Annotated in this window: 27 protein-coding genes and 2 pseudogenes; 5 read left to right on the top strand and 24 right to left on the bottom strand. The window is 42.5% G+C overall.

What is annotated here, in order from left to right; translation table 11 throughout:
* Positions 1-113: 113 nt before the first annotated feature.
* From ACZ45G_RS06920 to ACZ45G_RS06905, 4 genes are all read right to left on the bottom strand, one after another.
* The gene (locus tag ACZ45G_RS06920) at positions 114-2,723 is read right to left on the bottom strand and encodes a response regulator (protein WP_464176370.1); all 2,610 of its coding nucleotides are present in this window, start codon (positions 2,721-2,723) and stop codon (positions 114-116) included.
* Between the two features lie 500 nt (positions 2,724-3,223).
* Entirely contained in the window at positions 3,224-5,002 is a 1,779-nt protein-coding gene (locus tag ACZ45G_RS06915) for an amidohydrolase (protein WP_464176368.1), read from the bottom strand.
* Positions 5,003-5,114: 112 nt separating this feature from the next.
* Entirely contained in the window at positions 5,115-5,678 is a 564-nt protein-coding gene (locus ACZ45G_RS06910; protein WP_464176366.1) for a class I SAM-dependent methyltransferase, read from the bottom strand.
* Between the two features lie 179 nt (positions 5,679-5,857).
* Positions 5,858-6,142 (bottom strand): hypothetical protein, encoded by a 285-nt coding sequence (locus ACZ45G_RS06905; protein ID WP_464176364.1) that lies wholly within the window; start codon positions 6,140-6,142, stop codon positions 5,858-5,860.
* A 152-nt stretch (positions 6,143-6,294) separates the two neighbouring features.
* Here ACZ45G_RS06905 and ACZ45G_RS06900 point away from each other — a divergent pair, with 152 nt between their 5' ends.
* The 3 genes from ACZ45G_RS06900 to ACZ45G_RS06890 all read left to right on the top strand — a co-directional run bounded on the left by ACZ45G_RS06900 (position 6,295) and on the right by ACZ45G_RS06890 (position 7,335).
* Complete coding sequence (locus tag ACZ45G_RS06900; protein ID WP_464176362.1) at positions 6,295-6,570, top strand: type II toxin-antitoxin system TacA family antitoxin; 276 nt, start codon at positions 6,295-6,297, stop codon at positions 6,568-6,570.
* Positions 6,567-7,061 carry a GNAT family N-acetyltransferase gene (locus ACZ45G_RS06895; protein ID WP_464176360.1) on the top strand — a complete coding sequence of 165 codons (495 nt, stop codon included), beginning with the start codon at positions 6,567-6,569 and terminating at the stop codon, positions 7,059-7,061. Before ACZ45G_RS06900 ends, ACZ45G_RS06895 begins: the two co-directional genes overlap by 4 nt.
* 109 nt (positions 7,062-7,170) lie before the next feature.
* On the top strand, positions 7,171-7,335 hold the full coding sequence (locus ACZ45G_RS06890; protein ID WP_464176357.1) for a hypothetical protein: 165 nt from the start codon (positions 7,171-7,173) through the stop codon (positions 7,333-7,335).
* 6 nt (positions 7,336-7,341) lie between these two features.
* Here the strand turns inward: ACZ45G_RS06890 and ACZ45G_RS06885 are convergent.
* Positions 7,342-8,231: pseudogene (locus ACZ45G_RS06885) on the bottom strand (ISAzo13 family transposase).
* Positions 8,232-8,821: 590 nt separating this feature from the next.
* Between ACZ45G_RS06885 and ACZ45G_RS06880 the strand changes: the two are divergent.
* Entirely contained in the window at positions 8,822-9,010 is a 189-nt protein-coding gene (locus ACZ45G_RS06880) for a hypothetical protein (protein ID WP_464180071.1), read from the top strand.
* On the opposite strand, the gene ACZ45G_RS06875 is transcribed toward ACZ45G_RS06880, so the two are convergent.
* The 13 genes and pseudogenes from ACZ45G_RS06875 to ACZ45G_RS06815 all read right to left on the bottom strand — a co-directional run bounded on the left by ACZ45G_RS06875 (position 8,975) and on the right by ACZ45G_RS06815 (position 19,062).
* Entirely contained in the window at positions 8,975-9,124 is a 150-nt protein-coding gene (locus ACZ45G_RS06875; protein WP_464176355.1) for a hypothetical protein, read from the bottom strand. The genes ACZ45G_RS06880 and ACZ45G_RS06875 overlap by 36 nt on opposite strands.
* 267 nt (positions 9,125-9,391) lie before the next feature.
* The gene (locus ACZ45G_RS06870; protein ID WP_464176353.1) at positions 9,392-10,633 is read right to left on the bottom strand and encodes a multiheme c-type cytochrome; all 1,242 of its coding nucleotides are present in this window, start codon (positions 10,631-10,633) and stop codon (positions 9,392-9,394) included.
* A gap of 47 nt (positions 10,634-10,680) precedes the next feature.
* On the bottom strand, positions 10,681-11,556 hold the full coding sequence (locus tag ACZ45G_RS06865; protein ID WP_464176350.1) for an SGNH/GDSL hydrolase family protein: 876 nt from the start codon (positions 11,554-11,556) through the stop codon (positions 10,681-10,683).
* Positions 11,557-11,591: 35 nt separating this feature from the next.
* The gene (locus ACZ45G_RS06860) at positions 11,592-12,080 is read right to left on the bottom strand and encodes a GNAT family N-acetyltransferase (protein WP_464176348.1); all 489 of its coding nucleotides are present in this window, start codon (positions 12,078-12,080) and stop codon (positions 11,592-11,594) included.
* A 111-nt stretch (positions 12,081-12,191) separates the two neighbouring features.
* Entirely contained in the window at positions 12,192-12,692 is a 501-nt protein-coding gene (locus ACZ45G_RS06855) for a hypothetical protein (protein ID WP_464176346.1), read from the bottom strand.
* 63 nt (positions 12,693-12,755) lie between these two features.
* Positions 12,756-13,427 carry a hypothetical protein gene (locus ACZ45G_RS06850; protein ID WP_464176344.1) on the bottom strand — a complete coding sequence of 224 codons (672 nt, stop codon included), beginning with the start codon at positions 13,425-13,427 and terminating at the stop codon, positions 12,756-12,758.
* A gap of 120 nt (positions 13,428-13,547) precedes the next feature.
* On the bottom strand, positions 13,548-13,967 hold the full coding sequence (locus ACZ45G_RS06845; protein WP_464176342.1) for a hypothetical protein: 420 nt from the start codon (positions 13,965-13,967) through the stop codon (positions 13,548-13,550).
* Between the two features lie 190 nt (positions 13,968-14,157).
* A pseudogene (locus ACZ45G_RS06840) lies at positions 14,158-14,445 on the bottom strand (ThiF family adenylyltransferase); the annotation flags it as partial.
* Between the two features lie 88 nt (positions 14,446-14,533).
* Positions 14,534-14,713: a hypothetical protein gene (locus ACZ45G_RS06835; RefSeq protein WP_464176339.1), complete on the bottom strand. Its 180-nt coding sequence runs from the start codon at positions 14,711-14,713 to the stop codon at positions 14,534-14,536.
* 1 nt (position 14,714) lies between these two features.
* The gene (locus ACZ45G_RS06830) at positions 14,715-15,386 is read right to left on the bottom strand and encodes a hypothetical protein (RefSeq protein ID WP_464176337.1); all 672 of its coding nucleotides are present in this window, start codon (positions 15,384-15,386) and stop codon (positions 14,715-14,717) included.
* On the bottom strand, positions 15,371-16,219 hold the full coding sequence (locus ACZ45G_RS06825) for a 50S ribosomal protein L11 methyltransferase (RefSeq protein WP_464176335.1): 849 nt from the start codon (positions 16,217-16,219) through the stop codon (positions 15,371-15,373). Before ACZ45G_RS06825 ends, ACZ45G_RS06830 begins: the two co-directional genes overlap by 16 nt.
* Positions 16,182-17,525 carry an aminotransferase family protein gene (locus tag ACZ45G_RS06820; protein ID WP_464176333.1) on the bottom strand — a complete coding sequence of 448 codons (1,344 nt, stop codon included), beginning with the start codon at positions 17,523-17,525 and terminating at the stop codon, positions 16,182-16,184. The genes ACZ45G_RS06825 and ACZ45G_RS06820 overlap by 38 nt, the downstream gene beginning before the upstream one ends.
* A 715-nt stretch (positions 17,526-18,240) precedes the next feature.
* Complete coding sequence (locus tag ACZ45G_RS06815) at positions 18,241-19,062, bottom strand: EFR1 family ferrodoxin (protein WP_464176331.1); 822 nt, start codon at positions 19,060-19,062, stop codon at positions 18,241-18,243.
* A 471-nt stretch (positions 19,063-19,533) separates the two neighbouring features.
* On the opposite strand from ACZ45G_RS06815, the gene ACZ45G_RS06810 reads away from it, so the two are divergent.
* Positions 19,534-21,039, top strand: coding sequence for a hypothetical protein (locus ACZ45G_RS06810; RefSeq protein WP_464176329.1), 1,506 nt, complete (start codon positions 19,534-19,536; stop codon positions 21,037-21,039).
* A 48-nt stretch (positions 21,040-21,087) separates the two neighbouring features.
* Here the strand turns inward: ACZ45G_RS06810 and ACZ45G_RS06805 are convergent, their stop codons facing one another.
* The 6 genes from ACZ45G_RS06805 to ACZ45G_RS06780 form a co-directional block, all read right to left on the bottom strand.
* Positions 21,088-22,065 carry a hypothetical protein gene (locus tag ACZ45G_RS06805; RefSeq protein ID WP_464176326.1) on the bottom strand — a complete coding sequence of 326 codons (978 nt, stop codon included), beginning with the start codon at positions 22,063-22,065 and terminating at the stop codon, positions 21,088-21,090.
* Between the two features lie 254 nt (positions 22,066-22,319).
* Positions 22,320-22,454, bottom strand: a complete 135-nt coding sequence (locus tag ACZ45G_RS06800; RefSeq protein WP_464176323.1) for a hypothetical protein — start codon at positions 22,452-22,454, stop codon at positions 22,320-22,322.
* Positions 22,455-22,646: 192 nt separating this feature from the next.
* Positions 22,647-24,167, bottom strand: a complete 1,521-nt coding sequence (locus tag ACZ45G_RS06795) for a Fic family protein (RefSeq protein WP_464176321.1) — start codon at positions 24,165-24,167, stop codon at positions 22,647-22,649.
* A gap of 181 nt (positions 24,168-24,348) precedes the next feature.
* Entirely contained in the window at positions 24,349-24,672 is a 324-nt protein-coding gene (locus ACZ45G_RS06790) for a type II toxin-antitoxin system PemK/MazF family toxin (RefSeq protein ID WP_413908901.1), read from the bottom strand.
* Positions 24,663-24,920, bottom strand: coding sequence for an AbrB/MazE/SpoVT family DNA-binding domain-containing protein (locus ACZ45G_RS06785; RefSeq protein ID WP_464176318.1), 258 nt, complete (start codon positions 24,918-24,920; stop codon positions 24,663-24,665). The genes ACZ45G_RS06790 and ACZ45G_RS06785 overlap by 10 nt, the downstream gene beginning before the upstream one ends.
* 120 nt (positions 24,921-25,040) lie before the next feature.
* A complete protein-coding gene (locus ACZ45G_RS06780) occupies positions 25,041-25,292 on the bottom strand; it encodes a hypothetical protein (RefSeq protein ID WP_464176316.1) in 252 nt (83 codons plus the stop codon).
* Positions 25,293-25,353: the final 61 nt, after the last annotated feature.

Here is a 25,353-nt window from a genome sequence, read left to right as displayed (position 1 = left end):
CCCTCCCCTTTTTCGATTACTCTTTCGGTTATCTAAGGCAGACTCACGGGTCAGCGTTCCACCTCTCATGCTGGCCGTAAAAACCGTTTGAGCCTAGTCCTTTGAAGGCCAATTTATTTTAATGCATCGAGCAGATCCCGGACCAGTTTGGACAGCTCACCGCCTTGTATGGGCTTTGGGACATATTCACGTATTCCGGCTCCCAGAGCGACTTCCCTGGTAAAGGTTTCATGGAATCCAGTGCACAGGATGATCGGGATATCTGGTTTTATTTTTAAAATTTCCTTGGACAATTTGCCTCCTGACATCCGGGGCATGGTCATATCGGTGATAATCAGATCAAACTTATCTGGATGTTTTAAAAACGCCTGCAAAGCAGATTGTCCGTCCTCAAAGCTTGACACCGTATATCCCTGATCGGTCAGGATTTTTTCCAATGAAACAAGAATATCTATTTCATCATCCACGAGCATGACGGTTTCCGTTCCGCTGTGAGAGGTGACATTTTCCTCTGTTGGTTTTTCTACAGACAATTTGTATTCAATAACCGGTAGAAAAACCTTGAAACTAGCACCCTCTCCGGGTTGACTGGACACTGTTATGAATCCATTATGCTTTTTGACAATTCCTGCGACCATGGCGAGCCCCAACCCCGTTCCTTTGCCCGTTTTTTTTGTTGTAAAATAGGGGTCAAATATTTTATTTTGAATGGCTTTTTCGATGCCGGGTCCGGTATCCGAGACTTCAAATTTTAAATATTTTCCAGGCAACATATTTTTTTCCTGGTCCAATTGGCCCTTTCCAAGGTCAACCTCATCCAGACCGATGGTCAATACCCCGCCCCGGTTGCCCATTGCCTGATAAGCGTTGGTACACAGGTTCAGTGCCAGCTGATGGATTTGGGTTGAATCTGCAAGGATCATGGCTTTTGAAAAAATATTGTTTTTGATTTCAATGTTGGAGGGAATCACGGACCGGAGCAGTTTTAAGGTTTCCTGGACCAGGGCAAATACGATCAAGGGCTGACGGTCATATCCTGTTTGCCGGCTGAAGGTCAGAATCTGCTTGATCAGCAGGGTGGCACGTTTGGCCCCTTCTGAAACCCTTTCGATGTATTTTTCAGCCAATTTCGGCTCCAGGATATGAGATTTGGCCAGCTGAAGATATCCAAAAATGCCGGAAAGGATATTATTAAAATCATGGGCAATGCCCCCTGCCAGAGTGCCGATTGCCTCCATTTTCTGGGCCTGCCTGAGATGGGATTCAATCTGTTTTTTTTCTGTTATGTCAATGGCCAGTTCAAATTTGACATCACGCCCGTCCGGCCAGGTAATGATCCGGTCCATGATGGAAAATGTTTTGTCCATCATGGGATTGTAAAATTCCCATCGGTAAACTTTTGGTTTTTCCTCCAGGATCTGTTTATTGCTGCAGAAAGAACAGGGTGAATCAAAGCCCTGAAATTCCCTGTAGCACAATTTGCCGGTCAACTCGCTGTCAAAATAATTTCTCAAGGCCTTGTTAGCATAGAGTATTTCATATGTATGGGGATCGGATACGTAAATATTTCCGTCCAGGCTGTCAAATATCGACAGCAATTGCTTTCTTTCAAACTCCAGCCTGTTTTCAGATGCTTTGCGCTCCAGGTCACCGGAGATCATCTCTCCTAAAATTTGTAGGGCCTTGATCTCTGTTTTCGTCCACTTGCGGGTTTTTTGTGTATCATCAAGCCCCATGAATCCCCATAGTTTTTTCCCTTTTGCCCAGATCGGAACACAGACAAGGCTCTGGATCTGTTGACTCTGGAGGGTCTGTTTTTCAGCGGCCGCCTGGCTGGAAAGACCGGCCACATCTTCTATGACAATGTTCTTTCCACCTTGCAATTGGTCGGTCCACCATGAAAAGTCCTGGGCATCGAGTTTCTTGAGTTTTTCTATCTGGGGCGCTGTTCCTTTGGCACACCATTCATAGGTATTGGAAAGGTTACGGCCATCGCCTGTTATCTCAAAAATGTAAATCCTGTTGGCGGAAATACTCTCTCCCATTGTTCTGAGTATGGCTTGGTAATCCACTTTATCCAGGGAAATAAAAAAACTGGAGGCTTTTGCGATGGCCGTGGCTATGATGCTACGGTACCTGAGTTCTTCAAGAAGGATCCGGTGCTTTTCCTCACTTTCCTTCAAGTTTATTTCCGCCAGTTTGCGTGTGGTGATATTGATGATAAAGCCGTCCAGGTATTTGACCTGGCCCTCTGAATCAATCGTCCCTTTGCCTTTTTCATAAAACCATCGGATTTTCCCGTCTTTATGGCAGATCCGGTACTCAATTTTCCAGGGTTCTCTCAATTTTACCGCGTCACGGATGGCCCGGGTAACATACCGGGTATCATCTGGGTGGATGATACTTTCAAACGTTCGAACCGCATTATGGAGAAAGTCTTTCGGCGGATACCCTGTCAAGGTGTCCACATGGGAGCTCATGTACATCATGGTCCAGTCTTTGTCCATGACGCACCGATAAGTGATGCATTGAAGATTAGAAAGAATCGATTCAAACAAAAACCGGTCTTGATCCAGATTTAATTGTTTATTTTCAGAGTTTTTTTGTGGACCATCGATAGACACTTTTATAACGCGTCTACATTGTTTTTGAAGTAGGTTATTCTCTTTTTCCAGCGACTCTATTCTTCGCTCCAATTTCTCATAGCTGGGTTTGTCATCCATTTTGCTAAAAAACTCCCCTTATATAGACCCATTTGATTGTCAATCCCGGCCTCGGGCATACGATGGGTATCTTTATCCTATATTTTTCATTGCGATGCAACACTCCAGGCCATAATTTCAATGCAGATCATTTCCGAACTACATTACAATTCGTGACAAAAAATTTATAATTATCCTAAAACATTTCCTGCTCCGGTGTGGATAAGAAACGGTTTTTAAACTATGTGGAAGATCTTACTCGGGCTGAAATGGAAGGCCGCCGGCAGGTGCCCTATGCCATGAAGGCGTTTAGGGCTTATTCTTCTCCGAGTGATGAATACCAAGATTCGTTCCCGTACAGTTTTTTAGTGCATGATGGACAAAGACTATGGCTGAATGACACATCCGAGTGATTTTCAATGTAGGATTCAAACAAAGCTGCCATAAAGCTTGTGAGCACTATTGATATCGCAAATTTGAGTTTATAGACTATTCCAAAATCTGAAATTATTGTCCAGTCACTATTGTTCCCAGGTAACCTCCCCATTTATAATTGTTTTTACTACTTTTATATCCCTCAGGTTCTCATGGGGCACATGCAAAGGATTTTTATCCAGAATAACAAGATCGGCATATTTTCCCGGCTCCAGACTTCCTATCTTTTTTTCCATATGAAGCTGCCATGCCGAATAAAGAGTCAAAGATTTTAAACCATCCATAACTGATATTTTTTCATTCGAACCAATGACGGTTCCTTCTCTCGTTTTTCTTGTTACAGCCGTTTGAAGAAGACTTAGCGGATCTTCTTCATACATCGGCGCATCCGCATGTAGAGAAAATATTACACCCGATTTCTTTGTACTATTTACGGGCAGCATTTTTTCTGCCCGTTCATCTCCAAGAATCTCATTTTTTAACGCCAGGCCATAATAATAAAGATGGTTAATATGATAACTGACTGTCATGTTCAATTTTTTCATTTCACCGAGAAGCTCGGGCGGCATAAGAACACCGTGTTCAATCCTGTGCCTGTGACCTTTTCTGTCTGATCCGGAAAGCATCTTGCCCATTAATTCCAGAACCTCTTCCGTTGATTTATCTCCCTGGGAATGAACACTCAGCTGCCATCCTAAATCATGATATTTTTTGATAGCCTTATAAAAGTCATCTTTTTTAATAACAGTGCTGCCATAATGGTTGCGCGGTATATTAAGCCCTTCAAGCATTAATTCAGAATTCAGATACGGCTGTTTTAGATACATTGAACCGGTGTATGGCGAACCATCATACCAAAGCTTTATTCCAACAACCTTAAAAAAATCATCTCCGTTTTCTACGGTTTCGGGAACAAGAAAGGGCGTATCATGCTTGATATAAACAAAATGTCTTACGGTTGGTTTTTTGTCCGGCAGCATCCCGATTAAGTCCAGAACTTTATGTATTAACCTGGGGTGGTCTGTTGATAAATGCTCATTAAGAAGAAACGGTTTTTTATCCGTTGCGAACAACCCCATTGTTGTAATGGAGGTAAAACCATTCTCCATATACGCATCGAAAACGTTAACAGTATTTTGTACAATATCAAATTCTTTAACCGCCACTGCACTAAATGGTTTTATCGCCGCTATCTCTGAAATAAACCCGGTAAGTTTTCCGTTGTTATCTTTTTCATAAAAACTGCCAGGCGCCGGATCGGGAGTCTTTGCCGTAATGCCCATTGCCTGAAAAGCAAGAGAATTCCCCCATCCGGAATGAAGACTTTGCGCAATAATAACAAGCGGATGATCCGGAGCAATTGTATCTAATTTTTTTATATCAGGCGATTTAAGTTCCTTGACCAACATAGGATCAAATCCTTTGCAAAAGATCCATTTCCCTTTTGGCGTTTTCTTAACCGCTTTATCTAATCTGTCCCAAACCGCTTCCGGAGTTTTATTTGTAAAACCACTGAGATCGACAAAGCTGTGTAGATAAGCTGAAAGATCAGGGTGCGTATGAACCGCAATAAAACCGGGCATTAGCGTTTTGCCTTTAAGATCAACCAGTATTGTGTCCGGCTTTCTTTGTTTGAAAATATCTTCTTTTGAACCAGTGGCAACAATTTTTCCATCTTTTATTAAAATTGACTCAACCGTTTTATCAGCAGAATCACTCATAGTGAGGATATCCCCACCAAAATAAATGGTGGTTTTTTCAACTTTTGAGTTGCACCCAACGAGCATGATACTTGTGAGAACTGCCAATATAATTGATTTTATAAGACAGCCTGGTAAGCAATTTTTTAAAAAATAATTATCCATTCATATTACCTCTTCTTGCATCTCTGATTTCAAATAAGGACTGCCCATATTACAAATTTTAAAATTCAGTGGTGGCCTAAGCCGTCCGCTGGAATGACGGGTTATGCTGACATCAGTCCTTTTCGAAGAGATTTAACGATTGATCCTCATCAATAGTGTAGGAACCAAGATGCTTATACCCAGCATTCCCCATTGCGGTTAAAATACTATGTTCAGATGAGCAATGACCAAACAAATTAATAAAATTAATTTTCTTTGTTTTTTTGTAGTCAATAATGACAATTCTCCCTTTGTCTTTTAAAAAATGTTTTAAATTGTGAAAGTATTTTTCTGGGTCTGAAATATGATGGAAAGAATTTCTGCTGAAGAAAACATTAACTGAATTTTGATTTAGTGGAATTTCATGATCGTTGCATAAAATTGTTTCAACGTTGCTTTGTCCATTTGATTCAATAAATTTTTTTACGAATTCAAGTTTTGTTTTGTCATTATCTATTGCGTAAACTGTTCCAGAATCACCAACTGCACATGAAAATTTTAACGTAAAAAACCCTCCACCAGAACCAATGTCACCGATTGTTTTTCCATTCAATTCACCTAAATTATTCAAAATATTTTCCCATTTTGATTTTTCAGCTTTTTTGTTAAGCATTTTTGGCATTATATCTTTAAACATAAAAGAACTCCTTTTGTATATGAGGCATAAGCTAAATCACCGTTTCGCCCGGTGCCTTTGGCTTGTTGTCAATAATCATTCACTTTAGCCTCTTTTATTTTTTTTAAAATTAATTCAGTTGATTCCACATCACCATCGTTTCTATTTGTATGTGGCCAAACTGATTATACAATCACCCATTATGCCCACCCATAGTAAGTTTTGAGTATATTTAAAAGGATACCAGCCGCAGTTCCAGCAGCCATTCCTTCGCTGATTCTCCAGGTAGCAGTATCAGCTTTCGTACTCATATCTCTAAACCATTTACTTACATTGTTTCCGAATGCCTGATTTTTGTGTTCAGGTGCATCTTGATCTGCCTCAATTGCATCTTTTAAACTTCCAATTTTTTCGGGTGGTATATTTTGTTTGGTTAATTCAATAATTAACGATTCAATGTCATTCTTGATGTTACTAATCCTCAATCATTTATTACCAGATTGATCTTTTTTGGAACTTTCTGCCTTTCAAAAATCTTATATTAGGTTTGTTGCCAAAATGGCACCAATGACATATAGTATATGGAACAATTAAAAAGCAAACCATAAAATACAAATAATTAGGAGAGGACTCAAAAATGAACGCTGAAACTAAAACCGCTCGTGTCTCAGCGCGGATATCACCCAAGGTCTATAACACATTAACCGAGGCATCGGAAATCACGGGGTCTACATTAAATCAATTTATAGTGAACGCAGCGCTTGAAAAAGCCCAGGCCATTATTGAAAATGAAAATAAAATTAGGTTAAATAAACAATCTGCTCGGCATTTGTTTGAATTGATTGAAAACCCTCCAAAGGCGAATCCCAAACTGGCTCAAGCAATGAAACAGTATAAGCAGGATTTGAAATGATAAAGATCGAGCTTTTGGATAAATCGCATGACAGAAAGCGGTTTGACTGTGGAAACACCCAATTAAATATATTTCTGCAAAAGACTGCTATACAGCACATTACTAAAGGTATGTCCCGCACCTTTGTGTTGATTAATGATGAAAACTCAAAACAAATCCTTGGATTTTACACCCTGTCGATTTGTGAAGTTGAAACGGATTACTTACCACCTATTCTCGCTAAAAAATATCCAGATCAAGTTCCTGCTTTAAAACTGGCAAGACTTGCTGTATCAAAAGAATACCAGCACAAAGGCTATGGGAATTATTTAATAGGGAGTGCTGTTGAAAAAGTCATTCTTATTTCAGAAAATGTTGGCATAATTGGACTCTTTGTCGACGCAAAAGATCTCCATACCAAAGAATACTATGAACAGTTTGGATTTATCTCCCTCAATGGCAAACCCTTGTTATTATTCCTTCCGATAAAGACACTGGTTCAATACAAATAACAACAATATAAGTGTATTCAGTTGGGCTTCTGGCTGAAATTTTTAAGGAGCATAAAGATAATGGGATAAAGCTGCGTAAGCTGATTTCAAAATCGGGGTGGGGATTCTCATGCCGCTGTCCACCGGGATCATCGCGGATCTGTGGGCAGGATTTGCAATGGCCGTTATGACGGGTTCCTCTTTTTTAACCGGTCTTGTCTTTGGCCGCCTGAATAAAATTATAAGCCCATGGCTTCCTATATTAAGCCTAAGGAATAAAAATAAAATAAACTGACTATAATTACCCTTTTCCCGGTATCGCTCTATAATTCCACTGCCCCAGACAATCATCAAAAACTATTCTCATGGTTTCTTTAAAATTATCAGCATATTTTCTCCCAGTTTTATAGATTTTTTTTATAATGTGGGCTTTAACTTTTAAACCCGTTAGTGTAGTCGTATTTTCAATCAGTTCTTTTATATAATCATGACTTTTTAGGATGACACCCTTTAAAGATCTTGTAATATGGGGGAATAGCCGATGCTCTACAGGATTCCATTTTGATGTATAAGGAGGAAAATGTGCCATCCTTATTTCTATTCCGATTTCATCTACAAGCTTCTGCAAGTCTTCTTTGAAGATATAGTGGCGGCTTGAATTGCTACCACCACCATCTGCAAGTATGAGGATGGAAGTACAATTCGAATATTGAAGTTTGCCATAAACTTCCCACCAGATCCTTATCGAATCACAGGCAAACTCACTTGTATCTTTACTAACCCCAATGTTTACATGGGCTTTGTTAAATTTTAAATCATAAATGGCGTGCGGAATTACTATCCCATCAGCAAGATATGGAAAATCATGATCATAGACTTCAATTACACCCGTAGTATATACATGGCCATCCCTGTATAAATTACCTAAAAGCTCTTTTTTTTTGTGTCCATACTGACAACCGGATTGCCGTCTTTGAGATATTGCTCTTTTAACTGGTTAATTTTTACAAATTGCTCATTACGATTTTTAGAAGTCCCAATGGGCTTATTCTTAAAGGCTTTTCGTTTTGTGAACCCGTGTTTTTTTAACAGCTTTTTAACCACAGTTACGCTGATAATAATTTCCGCCTCTTTCATTTTTACTGCAATTTTTTTGTGGCTCAAATTGGTCCAACGAATTCTTTCATCCATAGGATCCCCAGCGATATGGTCGTCAATAACTTTGAGGAAGACTTCGTCTATATTTTCAATTATTTCTATAACTGGTTTTCGTCCAGCCCCCTTCTTTCGAGTTCTGTCTTTTACAACCATTTCCGGTTTTTTTATTTCAGAGATACCGCGAACTAAGGTATTTCTACTGCAACCAAAAAGTTCAACGATATACGCTTTTCCACCTCTCGGTAATTTTAACGCTTCTATTGCAGCATATGCTCGCCTGTCTTTTTCTGACAGCGTCAAATAAGTCTTTTTGATAAGTTTTTCAATTTCAGCAGGATAAGGTGACAATGGTTTTGGACCAGGTGTTCTTTTTTTTTTCATTCACGGTGCCTCTTAAATTTTTGATAAAGATTGCACCGTAACTATCTCATACTATAATGTAAAAGTCTAGATTTTTATAAGTACTTGATATTTCACGTTATTTTGATCAGGTAATTGAATTTTTATTCCTAAGCGGTTTTGCCATCTCATTTTATGGCCTGTCGGCATATCCTTCCACTGTTCCACTGTTCTGTTTTCTGATTTTAAATGGCATTGGTTTTGGGATCCTGGTACCGTTAATCATGAATGGCGTAACCCTTAAGGCTGCGGAGTCCTCGGGTACGGTGGGCACTTCCGTGGTCACGAGTTTTCTGTTTGCCGGCCAGTTTGCAAGTCCCCTGCTTACCGACAGGGCCGCCTTATCCATTTTTGGCCCGGGTATCGCCAACATCTTCTTAACTTTTGTCGCTACCCACAATAGGGCTTGTTGAAAGAAGAGGTTTCCCACACTTCCCACACAAAGGATTGTCATTAAGCTTGACTTTGGGTAGGCGGTTTTTCGCACTGCCACTCGGGCAAACTATTTGAATCAATGAATCAGTCATCTTAAATCTCAATGAAAAAATGTTTTAAAATTGAAAGTAGAGTCACAATATGGATTTCTGCAAGTTTCAATTCAAATGGGCCGATCTTATTAATGCGTTTTACAAAAGAAAAGTTAGAGTGTGTTCGTTATAATAACCGGTTTATCCGGTGTATTATTTAGTTATAATTCTGTATGGTATCCCTGGAACTCCCGTAAAAACCCATACCTTTACAAAGGCATGGGTTTTTTTATAAAAGGTTACTGACTCGAATCTAAGGACGGCACCTTATTTTCTTACGTCTGCCCGTAACTGTTTATCGATATCCTTCATCTCCACAAGGGTCTCTTTCATCTTAGCCAGACCATACCACGTGGTATAATCAGGCATTAAATGAAATGATGCCTGGTAAGTCTTCATGCGATAATCCATAAACATTTCATAGAGAAGTTCTTCAATATGAGAGTCTACCTCATAGAAGGTCAAAAGATCAGGATATGGAGATGTTGCCGCATTTGTTGTGGAAGCCAGAAGTTGATCCTTATATAGATTTGTAATCAACTCAATTGCTTCAGCAAAAATTTTATCAGCCGCTTTGATCATTTGATCTGAGTTTTCTAAACTCTTGGTGACATAGGTTTCACTATGACATTCTTTGCAAGTGTTCACCATCGCATTTCGCTCAGCATCGAAGGCTTTCTCGGTTAGACGCGCCATGTCAGCAACCTTCACCACATCCAGTCGAGCTGTTGGTTTTCCCTTACTGTCGAGTACCCCAAGCGCTTTCAGGATGCTGACGCGATACCCCATCCATTCTGCATCTTTTTCCGGGAGCCTGACCGCCAAGAATCCCCATGCGGTCATGACTCTATGATTTCCTCCAGACATATGACATTTTTGGCAGGTTGGCCCTCTTTCGGCTTTTCTGTTCGTCATATATGCGGCACCATGTTTTGAGCGGGTCCACATTTCCCATTGCGCATGGTCAAATCCTGTGTGGCACTGCATACAGGCTTCGGGCTGTTGGGCTTCTGCCTTAGAAAATGCATGTCTGGTATGACAATTCTGGCAATCCATTCCATATTTAAAATGACTTCTAAACTCACCAGCAAGCCCTTCTGTTCTGCTTTTTTCATTGACTATGCCTAAATTATGGCAGCCGTTACATCCTTTTTGTCCGGCAATAAACGCCTTAGGTTGCTTGTGTGCAAATCCCGGAAAGGCTGTAATCGGAAGAAGTCCTTTGGCATGTTTTCCACTTAAATATTGACCGGCCTGATCCTCATGACATTCCTGACAAGTGGATATGGTGGGCAGTTTCGCTTTAGCAACATCATCATCACCCATATGACCGTCCCCGTGACATGCCGTACAGGTCAATTCTTCCGACATAACACCTCGATTAAAATCTTTCACAATGCCTGGTGTCAACTTGGTATGACATTCTTCACATTTTGAAGTGACTGCGTGTGCAGGTATGGCAAAGATAAGCATTGCCAACGACAACATCGTCATTGTTACGACCTTCATAATTACCTCCATAAAATTAAATTACTATACATGTTATATTATCTGCCTTAAAATGACCGTCGATTGAGAGACGCAATATGTTTAGCCAAAAAATCGTCTATCAATTGTGTTGCCATTAGGGCTCCCCTGCGATTGAGATGAAGGTTATCTGTTAAAAAAACAAAACCGTTGCTTTCTGCAATCTCATCCCAGCTTTGGCGCAGAATGTAACGGCTGAAGATAGCCTTGTACATAAAACCGGATTCCCCTGCCACGTATGAACTTTTCATTTGACCGTCCTTTTTTTTTAGAATCTCATCCATCAATTCATTCAGGGGGAGATAAACCAGATTGCGCTGCTCGGCCAGTTGTTTGATAAATCCGGAGTATTCTGCCGTCCTCTGGTAGCCATTGTGTGCTCTATCTTCAGTAATGGGCGGCAGGGAGAACAATCCTATTTTTGCTGTGGTTTTTTCTTGGAGGATATCGATGATGGCGGTCAGATTCTCCTCATACCAATGGCGATGGGGGACCCGGGGCAGGTTCTGCTTCTTGACATATCTGGCGGCGTTCTTTTCATTCAAGGTTGCCGACGCGTCGTTGGTGCCAATCAGAATCGTGATGAAATCAGGGGTGCATTTGACCACCTGATCGATCCTTTGTAAAACGTTGTAGGATAACTGGCTGTTGATACCTGCATTCACAAACGAGACATCCCTGTCCCTGTAACGGTTTTCCAATTCATCTACATAGTTATGGCTCACCCTGCCGTGTGTAATACTGTCTCCGATACACACCACCACTTTCCCTGCCTTCTTGCCTGATGCCAAAAATGATTCCGGGTTATTGTCGGGAAGCTTAGTGGCGGACCGGTATCCATATCCGACAATCACAAACATAACAGCAACAATGGCCATTAGCCCGGTTAATATCTTTCTAATCATGGTGCCCCCAGTTTCTCAAACCGTTTGGCTGTTGGTTAGGTACGGCCATAGGCCAACACACGGTTTTCAATAATGTCATTTCCCAATTTGAAATTATATTGACCTATGTCTTCAAACCCAAATTCTTTGTAAAAATTTATAGATTTATTTCTAACCCAAGTATAAAGCCAAAACTTATTTCCATATTTTGTCTTTATTTCTAATAAAAGCTTTTTACCAATACCGCGGCTTTGAAAAGGTCCTTGCACATAAAGCTTTTCAATTTCAAAACCGTTTTCTTCGCTTTCAAATTGAGAATTTAAATTTACAAGCACATACCCTCTTAGGTAAATTCCTTCGGTAAACACCAATAAACTATATTTGGGGTCGAGCAATACTTTTTTAAAATACGCCTCAGTAAAAGTAGATAATACAAATTTCGAGTTTTCGGTTCGGATACCGTCCATGGAATAAGTTTGAAGCCACACCTCTAAAGAAAGCGCTACCAAATTGATGCAATCAGATTCATTTGCTTTTCTAATCATAGTTATTTTCCGAGACATACCTAATGCAACTCAGCCGCCGTGAAAGAACATGAAAATCTGCGGTTTATCCGCCGTGAAAGAACAACACCCCAAATAAGCGGTCTATCCGCTTCATTTGGATTGTTGGATTGGTTTGGCACTGGATATCATCCATTTTAAATATCCTGCAATAGAACCAGTTAAATAAACTGGGAGGTTTAGCAGTAAGAACTCTTTCCCGTTAAGAGTTTTGATTTGATTAATTTCTAATTTTCCGGAATAAATTCTTACGGCATATTTATGAGGTGCGCGGTCTAAAAAGTAATGGAGAGAGCGTAGCCGACCCGTTGCAGCAAATTTTACTTCAACTGGTATGAGCAACCCTTCATATTGAATCATTCTGAAAAAAGGTGAATAGCAGTCGTTTTTCCTACTTGCCTTGCACCTCTCAGAATCAATGGTTTCTGGTCTTTTTTCTCTGCCCATGTTGATTGGTATAAGGTAAGAGATATTTGACACTAATCTTGTAATAAAGTCAAGCATAATGCTTGCATCCATTGTAACGTAGTCAGGCATTCCAATGCGGCGCAGCCGCTGTGAATACCCATCGCCACCCCAAGCAACAGACCTCATTCAAAAGCGCATAAAATATTACCGCTTCCAAGCAAAGTGGCCGGCATTATGATCAAGCCAATTTTATAGGATGGATGGGGTCACAGCAGTGACCTGATACTTTGATCCAGGGGCCCAAACCGAAACATAAGTGCTGCTTCCATCAAGATTATCCAGGCGAAAGTAAAGACCGTGACTTTCTTCGGCCAGGATGGTGCCGCCGAAATCCTTCACGGCCTGCAAATAGTTATGGCGGATTTGAACACCGGAAAGTGCCTCGTCTGATTCTGTCCGAAGGCTTGCTTTGGCCGTATCGAAAAAGATGCCTTCAAGGGTTAGCACACCCAGGGCGTCGAGCCGGGCCATCATGGTGTCGACGTCGAAAACCAGCACTTGCTCCATGGATTTTTCTTGGATGATTTTGATGGTGTATTTACCATCCTGGGGCCACAGGGTGGCCCATAAGTGGCCGGCTACCTCATCCTCAAGATAAAAAACCAGCTGCCGGTCTTCTCCGGAAAGAACTTTTCCACTGGAAGCTATAACCGCCGCTCTCATGGTTTCATTGATATCCGCGGGGCTGACCCAATCCCGGGGCCGGCCGGGAATGTCGTTCATTTTTACTATTTTTTTCCAGTAGCGTCCTTCAGCAGTTTTTTTAACCCACTGGCCGTCAATTTTGTATTTCAGCTTTAAGGTGTTAAAGTCGTTGTAGATAAAACTGGTGCATTGGGATTGCGGATAGTCACTAATCAACGGCGGTTCAGGGGAGCCGCTTTGACCATTTAATTTTCGTGTTGCAAATATCCCATCACCAAAAATCGCCTGGCTGTGCAAGGATGTGGGGCGAAGAATTTTCAGGGCATACTTACCCCCCTAGGCATGAAATTTCACATACACAGGGACTTCTGGAAAGTCGTAGCGAAAGTGGAGGTCATTGACACCGGGTTTTGACAATATAACCCCGTGCTCCTTGGCCATCTCCATATAATATGTCTTGATGGTTTGGTTTTCCTCGGGACAGGTGATCCACATCTCCCAACGATTGCCAGCCACTTTCAAATGTTTTTTTCCATCCAGGGCTGGATTGAGAGTGAGAGACAGGTGATTATAGAGACTGTAACCCATTGATCGGATGGTCGCATCAGGATAAAGGGGAATTGGGGAATGGGGAATTTCATCAGCAACAACTCCGGCCGGGAACAACCCAACCAGAAAAAAGAACATCAAACAGAACCATAAGTTTTTCAGCATCATCATCCCCTTCAGCGCAAGCCATCTGTTTTCGTGGTCCATATAATTTTCAGTCTGGTTTCACAAGTATCAAGAATGGATTTTCATTGGCCTTTGACTCCTGGCAGCTTAGGATTTCTCCTTATGAAGCCCAATCCCTCTCTTTATAAAGGATCAAACATGACCATAGATAAGAGCTTGATTTTAGTCAATACAAGATTTTGGTTAGGAAATTTTCCCTTTTTGATGTTTATCAGCCGGGGAAACCATAAAAATCCTCGTACGATATTGTTTCCGGAGTATAAACACGCATGTTGATATACGGGATGCCAACGGTTTCGAGCATGGCGACACCTTTAGCCCGGCACTGCCTGCCTACATGGATGGATGGAATGATCTGGTCAATGCACATCATGGCAATGGTGCAGTCCGACAGCATTTCTTCAATGGTCTCATCTGTTGTTTCAGAGTATGTTTCCAGTGTCAGCTCCGGATTGATATCAGTCAAAAACCTTGCTGTAACATCCACTTTATTCTGCCCGACGGTGGACCGGAACGCAACCCAGGTCCATGACGTCCTTGCTGGGAATTTGTCAGTTCCAGTGCCTTTATTTTAAAATGCCTGTATCCTATCCTTTTAGGAATTCCTCCCACAACTTGCGAATATGCTCTTTCAACTCACCGGCAGCAGGATCTGCAATGTGAATTTTATCAAAATCCACCCGGCCTGAAAAAATACTGTACACCAGATAAAATTCACTGGCCGAAATGGGTTTGACACCGCTGAAGACCGCATTGAATTTTGACATTTCAAGGTCGGTTTCCGATGGCAGGGGCTACCGTTTCCGATATCATCAGTTCGATGGCTTTTGAGCGGCGGTAGCTACGCTTGACCATAAGAGCGCCAAGGTAAGCACAGCAAGGAGTCTCCGGGGGATAAGAAATGGATGTGTTGCCCACAATTACGCCATCTGCGGTTGCCACAATGGAAACAATCTCTCCGCTCGCCAGGTGATGTGAAAGATTGGAGGGATGGTAAAAATCAGGACCGGTGTAGGAGTATCCATACGTATCATAGGTCAGGTCTACCAGCTCGGCTGCATCGTCATGCCGGCCGGGCCGAACCTCGAACTGTGCTATTTCCTCATCTATTGACCCTTCGGAATCTGCCTTTCGGGGCTCGAACGATGCAGCGGACAGGCGGCGTTCCAGGACAGCCTGCCACCCGTCCATCCCGAGATTCCTGAATTCAAGGTGGTCCACAAAATTTTTGGCAAGAAAATACCAGAGGCCATCCAGATTGGATTCAGTCGGCGCAGACGGTTCAAAACGGGGGATCCGGTCCAGGTGGACCGGTGGACCGGCGTTGCTGACAGAAACCTGAACCGTTCCGGTCTTATCAAGAGAGAGTTTAATCTGGATCAGCTCCTTGAGGGTGTCGTCCGGATAAGCCGCAATAATAAAATTCAGGACTTCGTCCACTGCCGGGAACAGTCCAGGTGGATGACATCTCCCTTCTTCAGGCTCACATCCCCAGCCTCGATATAAACCGGGGCCCAGGAAACGCCGGTAAGGGTATTGATGACATTGTCTTTGTCCACAGCCAGCTCGACCCAGAGAAGGAACCCAGTAAACTGCGCATCCCGACGGATCGAAAACATCAGGTGGGTTTCGCTCTCAGGCAGCGGATTGTTGTTAAAATCAATGGCCTCAAATACGCCTGGATCGGCAATCCAGCTGGATTCGGGAAAATTAAACACGGCAAACCGCGTGAACTCGAATTCAAATCCAATAGATTGATAAACCCTTTGAATATAACCGTCCAAAATCTTCCGTGTGAATTCATCTTCGAACCGATCATGGGGCATGAAAACCGGGACGATCCGGGTTAAGGGGCTTTCAGGGATAAAGTGCCCCCGGTCTTTGAGCATGGATCGGGTATCATTCAGGATGCTGACGGCGCCCTCGGAGCTGGCGATATTGCCGATGATTTCCGAAACACAGAGATCCGCCTTCTCCGGAAGCGACACTTGGTGTGAATAGCCAGGGATAATCTGGATAATATCGGCCATTCCGGATTCCGCCACCAGGCGTTCCGCCTTTTGAGCGGCCACAGGATCGCCTTCTATGGCATATACTTTCCGGGCTCCGGCATTGGCGCACATCAATGCCAGAACCGCCCTGGCCCCGGTCCCGATCTCCACAACCACCTTATCTTTAACCTTATTTTTTACAGCATTTTCATAGGCCTCAATCTTTTCCGGGGCCTTGCCCGTTTCATAAAGACAGCCTGACTTCAGTAAAGGTTTTGTCAAGTTTATCTATCAGTTCATCCACATTCTGCCGTGAAAAAATCAAAGGGGGAAACAGCGAGATGATATCGCCTCGCACGCCATCGACCACCCCTGATGCCGGGTAAATAACCAGACCGTTTTTCAGCGCAATTTGACCCACCATTTTTGCTGCCGACTTTTCAATTGGAAAAGGTTCTCTGGTGGTAGTGTCCGCTATGAGCTCAAGGCCGGCCATGAGTCCTATCCCACGCACGTCGCCGATTATGGAATGATTGTGTTTGAGGCCGGCAAGTTGTTCGAACAGATATCCGTTCAGTCGTGCCGCCTGCTCTGTCAGATTTTCTTCCTCCCAAATCTGTAGTACTTCATAGGCAGCTGCGGTTGAAATCGGGTTTGCCATAAAAGTGAACACATGATCGAATGGGATGCTTTTTTCTTCAAAGATCTCACGAATTCTGGTACTCACACCTACGGCGCCCAAGGAAGCATAGCCGCCGCTGAGGCCTTTTGCCATGATGATCATATCCGGAACGACATCCCAGTGATTGACCGCGAATATTTTGCCGGTGCGCCCAAACCCGGTAATTACTTCATCCGCGATTAAAAGAATGTCATGACGGTTGCAGATATCGCGCACCACAGGCCAGTATTCCGGTGGCGGGACAAGAGCAGCCCCGGCGGCTCCGACGACTGGTTCCGCGATAAACGCCATGACCTTATCCGCCCCGGCTTCGTCTATGGTTTTTTCAAGTTCTCTGGCGCAGGGCAGTTCGCAGCCTGGATATGTTTTTCCAAATGGACAGCGATAACAATATGCTGGCGAGATATGGGGCCAATCGAGAAGGTGAGGGGCGAACTTTTTACGCCTGCTGTGCATCCCGGTGGCAGAAAGAGCGCCTAATGTCGCTCCATGGTAGCTTGTCTGGCGGGATATAACCAGATGTTTGCTTTTTAAGCCTCGTTCATAGTAATACTGTCGTCCAATCTTGATGGCTGCCTCAACCGCCTCAGAACCGCCTGAAGTAAAGTGGACGGACTTAAGATCACCCGGCAGCAGAAGCGCAATGTAATCTGCCAATCGGTCGGCGGGTTCATTACAGAATATATTGGGTGCAGCATAGGGTAATCGGGCTGCTTGGCGGGCAATGGTGTCAACCACACGTTTCCGCCCATATCCAATGGAGACCACGCCAATACCGGCAATGGCATCCAAATATTGTTTACCTTGATCGTCATAGACATAGACGCCTTCACCCCTGACCAGGCGAGGATACTCTCGTGTAGGATCCAGGGTAAAGTGATGTGAATATTCATCAGGATGGTTCATAAATTATTCCTTAATTATTCCTTTAAATGTTAACTTGCCCGGGACTCAGATATCTGTTGTTCTCGATGGTTGCAAACAAGCCGAACCACGACGCCGTGAACGACCTAACAAAGGGGTCAAATCTTCAGTTGACTCTTGTCAACAGTTTCAATCTATCCCAAACCCCAAGTTCCATCCTCTTCAGTTGCTTTGAACTTGAATATTTTGCTATCCATTTCACGGAAAAAAACTATCCCGAGACAAAAACCATGGGGAAAGTCTTCTTTAAATAATTCCGGAGTGCTACGATCCATAATTAAAAATTAAGTGAAAAATAAAGGCCTGCCTCGGAAGGTAGAAACCAATCCTTTTTTCTATCCCTAATTATTAGTCAAATTCCAAATCAATCTAATCAATAATAATGAATAATATATTGATTTAATGGTTAATATTACATATTAGTTGGCATGAATTGTTAGTCACTATGAAACCCAAAATCTGAGTGTAAGCTATACTATGCGACAGTCAATCAAAGAATATTTGGAGCGAAGTCCTTCAACATCCAGAGAGATCCAGGCAGCAACCGGCCTGAGTCAGAGTTCGGTTGCTCGCAGACTCAGGGAGATGGGTGACACTGTTGTGCAGATTCAGGAAGGCAGATCAGTCAGATATGCTTTAGCCTGCAATGCATTTGGTGTTAATGATAAAATACCATTAGGTTATGGGTCTCTCCTGATCAGACAAAATATTCCGGTTCCCGCCGCGTACCGGTAAATTTGATCTCTAGTTCATGTTTATGCCATAAATAATTTTTATCATCAAAAAATTTTGCCCCAACAGGACATTTTTTGATGCAGGCGCAGCACTTAATGCAAATACCTGTTATTTTGGAAACATCTTCTGAATCAATTGATCCCATGGGACAAACCTCGGCGCAAAGCTTGCAGTCGATGCAATCGCTGTTTGTTTTGGGAGTAACCTTAAGGATACTTACGGTATTACCGTTTTGATCCTTCGGTCGGTAATAGTCTCTGTAAGGTTTATTCCCTCTCACGACAACAGCAGAATTTTCACCCGGAGTCTTTGTTTTATCATATATTTTAGCTGCAAAATCAGCCGCCGCAGTCATATCCGGTTCATCGGGCCTGCTGGCCCCGAGGGTTGTTGAAAAAGAGTGCTCGCCTATAAATGCTCCACCGGCTATAACATTAAAACCATTCGTCTCAAGAATGTCCTTGAACTCTATTAACGAATCGTCATAGTCACGGTTTCCGTAGAGAACTACTGCGACTGCCGTTGCCCCATTACCGGAAATTGTGTTTAAAAATTTCAGCAACACATTAGGTACGCGTCCGGCGTAAACCGGAATTCCCACAATAACAAGATTATCCTTGTCAAAGGAAAAAATTTTCTTTCGGGCTTCTGGCAGTGTAAAGTCAATATTGTTGACCTCAATTTTTCCGCCGCAATTTTCTGCAATTTTTTCCGCAATACCGGTAACAATTTTTTCAGTTGTGCCTGTTGCGCTGAAATACAGTGTGTTAATTTTCTTAATCATCCAGTAAATCTCCCTATTTGAAAGTTATTTGCACAGCAATATATTTCCTGACCCAATAGAATGTCGCGTCCTCATCAGTAGATATTCTCAAAGAGATTAAGGGCATGGCTTTTATATTTAAAAAACTTTAAAAATAACCGGTGAAATCCGGTTTATTTTTTTGTTTAATATTTTATAAAATTTGCGGTCCGTAACTTCAATATCATTTTTTTTGATAGTGGTCGTTAAAAAATAGCTTAATTGTTAAAACATTATTAAAATTATGTTATTAGTGTATCCTGCTGGGATCGGATTCAAATTAAGAATCTTGGTTAAAAATATGTTAATCTATAGCGAAGGTTTTAAAATGTATAAATATCTGTTTGGTCTTGTGCCATTCTGGGGGCCCATGTCAACGAGATCAACAAGTACCTTAATAAAACTAAACGCTGTTTTTGGCCGGTCCCAATGGCTGGAAAAAGAGGTTTGGGTATGATCGAAGAGACCATTCAGATCCACGATAAAAACCAGTTTGAAATCAAACTGGGTTACCCGTTTACCGGGGAGGAGGAAGCAAAGGTCTATGATGTGGAGACCTACCTCTTTTTTCCCAATAATCTGGGCATCAACCGCTACACCTATACCCGGGAAGATTTTTACAACAGCATCCAGGTCTATGTGAGGCTGCAGACGCCAGTGGTGTTGCTCCGGAATATGATCAAAGGCAAAGAGTCTCCATTGGGTAAGCTTGAAGCGGCTATTGAACGACTGTTTGCCGGTGAAAACAAAAAATCATTTGCCAATTATGAGTACCAACTTAAGATGTTTTGCTGCATCTTTAAGAGTGCCGTTCGGGACCATGTCGAATTTATCGCAGACAAAGAACAGGGTACGAATATTAAGGATCCGAATTTCAAAGGACATGACATCAAAGACCTTGTCGACAAATACTTGACGGATATTAATGCCGTGGTGGATGCATTCCGGGCCTTAAGAACCCGGGTCAATATGCCTGCCAGAGGCAGGGAAGTCTTTTCTATTTTCCTTTTTGGCGACGAATACCTGAGTCTTCTCATCGAGTACTACACCTATGATCTTATCCAGGTGATCAACCGGTTTGATTTTCCTGAACAAGAGGCTTTGTCTTCAAGACTTTTAACCCTTATCAGGACCGAACTTGACTACCGCAGGACAAACAACTATCCGTCGATTCCCAGTATTGATTCGACCAATGAGGAATTTTTGTTTCGTTCAAGCGTTTTGAAAAAATTCATGGGCAACGTTCTTTTCCTGAAGACAAAATTCAAACATGAAGGTGAGTTGCTGGAACAGCTTACATTCGCCCTTGCCGCAGGCATTGCCATGATGTTTGCCACCACAGCAGTTTTTTTTGCCCAGGCCGCATATGCGACGGTTTCCACCCCCCTTTTTTTAGTGGTGGTCATCAGTTACATGTTCAAGGACCGCATCAAGGAATTCATTCGCACCTACCTGGGCATCAAGCTCAGAAACCGGCTCTTTGACCACAGGCGAAAGATCTACTTTAATGCAAAGGAGAATCTGGGATGGTGCAGGGAGAGTTTTACCTTTTTAAAAAATGAAAAACTGCCCGGGACCATCGTAAAACTCAGGGGCAAGGATCACATCACTGAAATTGAAAACGACTGGGTCGGTGAAAAGGTTATCCTTTACCGAAAACAGGTGAAAATTTTAAACCGGCAGTTCAAATCCATCCACCATGATTACCCGGTGAACAGTGTTGTGGATATCATGCGGCTCAACGTCAGCCGGTTCCTCACCCGCATGGATAATTACAAGACCCCCATTTATGTGTGTGACAACAAGGGATGCAAGAAGATTCTCGGCAACAGGGTCTACCATGTTAACATGATCATGAAGTATTCGGGAAACGACCGGACCGGCTACCGCAGATTCCGCTTGATCCTTAACCAGAACGGTATTAAACGCATTGAAGAGGTTGCCATTGATACGAATTAAGTTGTTTGCAAGGGATTTGAGTAGGAGAGTAAGAGCGGACTCGCAAAATCATGGGGTAAATAAAATGATTGTATAGGCAGCCTGATGGGGCTCTCTGTGAAATTGTGTCTCAGGATTTTCAATAAATTCCCGGCCCAGCACCCGGTCATCATCATGAATCACAAAAACATGGGTAGCATCCAGGACAGCCAGCCCTTCGGCTTTATGGGCAAACAGAAGAGGCGTCGACTTATCCAGCATCACAAGCTTTGGGGCGCAACCCTTTTTGAATGCCTCCATGGAAAGGGTCCAAAGATAGCCGCCAATTGATTCATCTGAATCACCTTCTTCAAAACTTGTAAGAAGATATAATTGATCCTTATGGGAGTCGTATTCAATGCTGGACAAGGCTACCCTGCGGTGCAGCAATGGATTCACCCAAGGGTTATAATCATACACCAAAGAAAAGGTGTTGCCCAGAATCATTTCCCCATTATCAAAACGATAGGGAACAGATATAATTTTCACGGCATAGTCAAAATCATTATATTTGGCGCCAAGCTCTCTGATGCCGAACAGCAATTTATTTCCGGGGATAGCAGCCAGACCCTCTACTTTAAAATAGGGAATGCCCTCAGGATAGCTGTGGGTGGCAAGGGCTGCCGATAATTTTGAGCGCAGGCCCAGCGAACTTGTGATATTGTCACGGGTTAAGGGGGTGACAACCTTGACGGCCCCAGGTGTTTCTTTGGGCCAGAATAACAAGGTGTTGTAACCGTCCCAGGCGTTTGAATCGACTTTTACACGGTCAAACCCTGTGGTGGCAATGACATATTTGCCGTCTGGGGTCACAGTAAAATCTTCATATTTGACAGCCTGCACAAAGGGCGCATCTGTCAAATAGTCCAGGGAATCAGCAAGCAATCCGTTTTCTCCATATTCCAGGGCGAGTACGGATGACCGAAAGGCTCCGGGTATGGGTTTGTCACTGCCTAAAATGATCTTGTCACCGGTATAAACAACAGCTGAAGCCTCACATTGTACCATTTTACCCTTACCAGACTGCAATCCACTTTCAAAGCAGTTGATCAGATTTCTCTCAATGATACGGGCTGTTGGCTCTGGAACCATAGTTTTTTGTGCGCATGCTCCTGCAAATACCAGGGCAATACAGCATAATATTATTTGACAGAATTTAAGTCTCACGGTCCAAATTTTCCTCTTTAATGAACGATTTTTGGGTTTTAAAATATGATATCAGTGGATATTTATATCCCTGATCTGGAGTTGTCCACCGAAAATTAATGTTGGACACCCCGCTCACTAAGGGTGGCCGCCAGGATTGCAATGGTGCGATAGACCATGTCATTAAAGACTTGTTGGCCGTTAATAATCACCTGGCCCTGGGCAAAAATCAAATTCTGCGTAGCTGGCACCGTTCTGCATTGAGCAGAGGTTGTCTCCGGCAGCAAACAGCCCTGGAATACAAGCCATCCGGACTATGTGTCATCGAATATAACCCCCGTTGATATCGGCATTTTTGATATGCCCGGGGCCAATCCCACAACAACCGCCCTGAACCCCCAAATAACCGGCTCGACCGGTTCATTTTGATTGTTGAATATTCGCTACCCTTTTTGGACGAGGTCAGCTAAAAATCTGGAAAACGGAGCGATATTTTTTCTTACACTTGCTTCTTCCAAGGTGGCCATATAGTCATTGCGGGTTTCAAGTGGAATGACTGTCCATGGGTAGCCGCCACTGGCTAACATAAGATTCATCAGAAATCTTCCCATGCGGCCATTTCCATCAACATAGGGATGAATATAAACAAAGAAAAAATGACCTAAAACAGCTTTTACAGCCGGATTTTCTTCATCTTTTAAAAAAGAAAAGAATGCAGGCATAAGATCGCGTACAGCTTCGTGGCGGGGTGGTACATGCATTGATTTTCGGATAAAGACAGGTTTGTTTCGGTAACCGGCAAGGTCAGATGCGCCTATAAGGCCAGCACCTACACTCGGGGCAAATAATTCTCTGTACCATATGGAATGATCATTACTTACCACCTCACCCGGAGAGGTTTTATTCAAAATTTTTATCAAGCTTTTTTTCACCGCTTGAAAAGCCTGCCAGTAACCACGAGCAGCCAATGCATCTGCGTACTCTTTATCTTTGCGGCTGGTTTCCGGGTCCCAACTCCCTGAACGAACACGTTCAATCAGCTCCTCACTGACGCGATATCCTTCAATAGAAAGAGAATGATAGGCATCAGTCAGATATATTTCATCGACATGTTTAAGATATTCATCAGTTTTCTGGCGTACTAAAGGCACCTGCGGAAAGTTTTTAAGGACTATACCGCGCATGTCTGCCCAATGCATCCGTATCCGGTTGACATATGGAGAAAGCTCGCGCTCACTAAAAATAATAGCAGGTTTTTCTTTAAAAGGATCATTCTCCGTGAGGTTGTATCCGGCAGCTCTCATTGCCTCAATAATATTGTCAGCAATCACATTTTTTCCAATATTTCGGAAAGCGCCTGCAAGCCTTCCGGCTACCGTGCTATGCCCACCTTCAAGGAGCTTGTGCAAGATCTCGGAAGCATCAGATATCATGGACAGTGCAACGCGGGCCTCTACAGCATTATTTGAATAATAGGCGGAAGCACATGAAATCAAAGCAGCGGCCAGGCTCATAATCCGTATGTCTTCCTTGATTTCTATATCATTCCTGTCCGGCAGGTTCAGGCGAACGTCCATTATCGATGTCTCATGAAGAAGAGACATAGGCTTGTTTCCCCCTTTGGGAGCTCGGACAAAAAGTTGATTTGGTACGTTCCAGTTTCCGCTATGAATGCTCAATGATTGTTCAGGGGAAAGACACCATTGATTGCCAAACCTTGATTTAAGATAATCACTGCAAAAGCCCCAAAATGACGCATACCAGGCCGTGCTCTCTCCGGTCGGCTCTTCAGGGCGGACTGGAATATACCAACCTTTCATCACTTCTTTGATGAAGCCGTTTTTGACAAGACGTTCCCGGTGAGTTCGTGTCATGTTTTTTGTTCGAATCGCAACAATACCTTCATCCTGAAGTTCTTTCAGAACAGCAAGAGATTCTGCAAGTTTATCTTGTAGTGTCGACATTGTTGGCCTATATATAATTTATCATTTTTAGGTTATTGAGCTTTGCTATTTTTAGGTTTTTATGTCAAGAGATTTTTAGGTTATCCGGCTGTTGACTTTTCAGTTCAACCATTGAAAGCTGCGGTTTATCCGTCAGCATTTCAATGGTTGGAATTCAGAGGGCCACCGAGCGAAGTCGAGTTTACTTGGCAAACATTTCTTGCAGAATGTCTAAGACTTTATTTTGAGATTTGCTGTCGATTGAACCGAGTTTTTTAATAAGCCTTCTTTTATCAATTGTTCGAATTTGATCCAGAACAACTTGGCCTTTCTTGTCTTGAAAAGAAGACATGACTCTTGTTGGGTAGTTTCGTCCTTTAGTTGTCATCGGGGCAACAATTACTGTGCCTATATTTAGATTCATTTCATTTGGAGAAACGATTAAACAGGGCCGAGTCTTTTTGATTTCATGACCGATGGTTGGGTCAAGATTGATAAGATAAACTTGAAACCGTTTTATTTCCATTCCCACTCACTCTCGTCCCATTCAGTTGCGGAAATATTTTCTGGATCTAATAGTTGGTCATCGCCATTTTTAGCCATTTTTTTGAAGGCAGAATCCCAATTATGACGAGAGGATTTTATGGACTTGACAATAAGTTGATTGTTTTGGACTAAAAATTCCACTTCTCCTTCAAATCCGCATTGGACGATTATCGGTTTTGGAATTCGGATGCCTTGTGAATTGCCAATTTTGATTAGTGATGCTTTCATATTTGATACCTCATCTTGAATTTATATATATACATTGTAATTACAATGCTGGGAAGTGTCAAGCCTTTAATCCAAGCCGTTGCTCTTGCCATAAAGAGTCTGGGTTTATCACCTTTCATGTTATGCATTTGGTTTGCGACACCAAAAAGCAAAATGATTACCTGCTTGAGCAGGTGCATCATCTTCTGTTAAAGATATGTTGAATTCTTCCTCAATATCATAAATCTGGTCGCATTCATAAATTTCATCGGGTGGATTTGCAATTGACCACATACAGTACATCTGATTTGTATCCCTGTGCTTATAACGTTGCACATGCTTCCGGTAAATTTTAAAGAATCTTTCTTCAATGCTATTATTTTCTTTATCCATAAGAATTTTCATAGAGGTCAACTTGAAAATAACCGGTTTTATCCGGTTCATTTTTGTTGTT

The organism is Desulfoconvexum algidum (genome assembly GCF_055382125.1).
The sequence above is the reverse complement of the archived record's forward strand: the minus strand, read 5'-3'. Positions and strand labels throughout refer to the sequence as shown.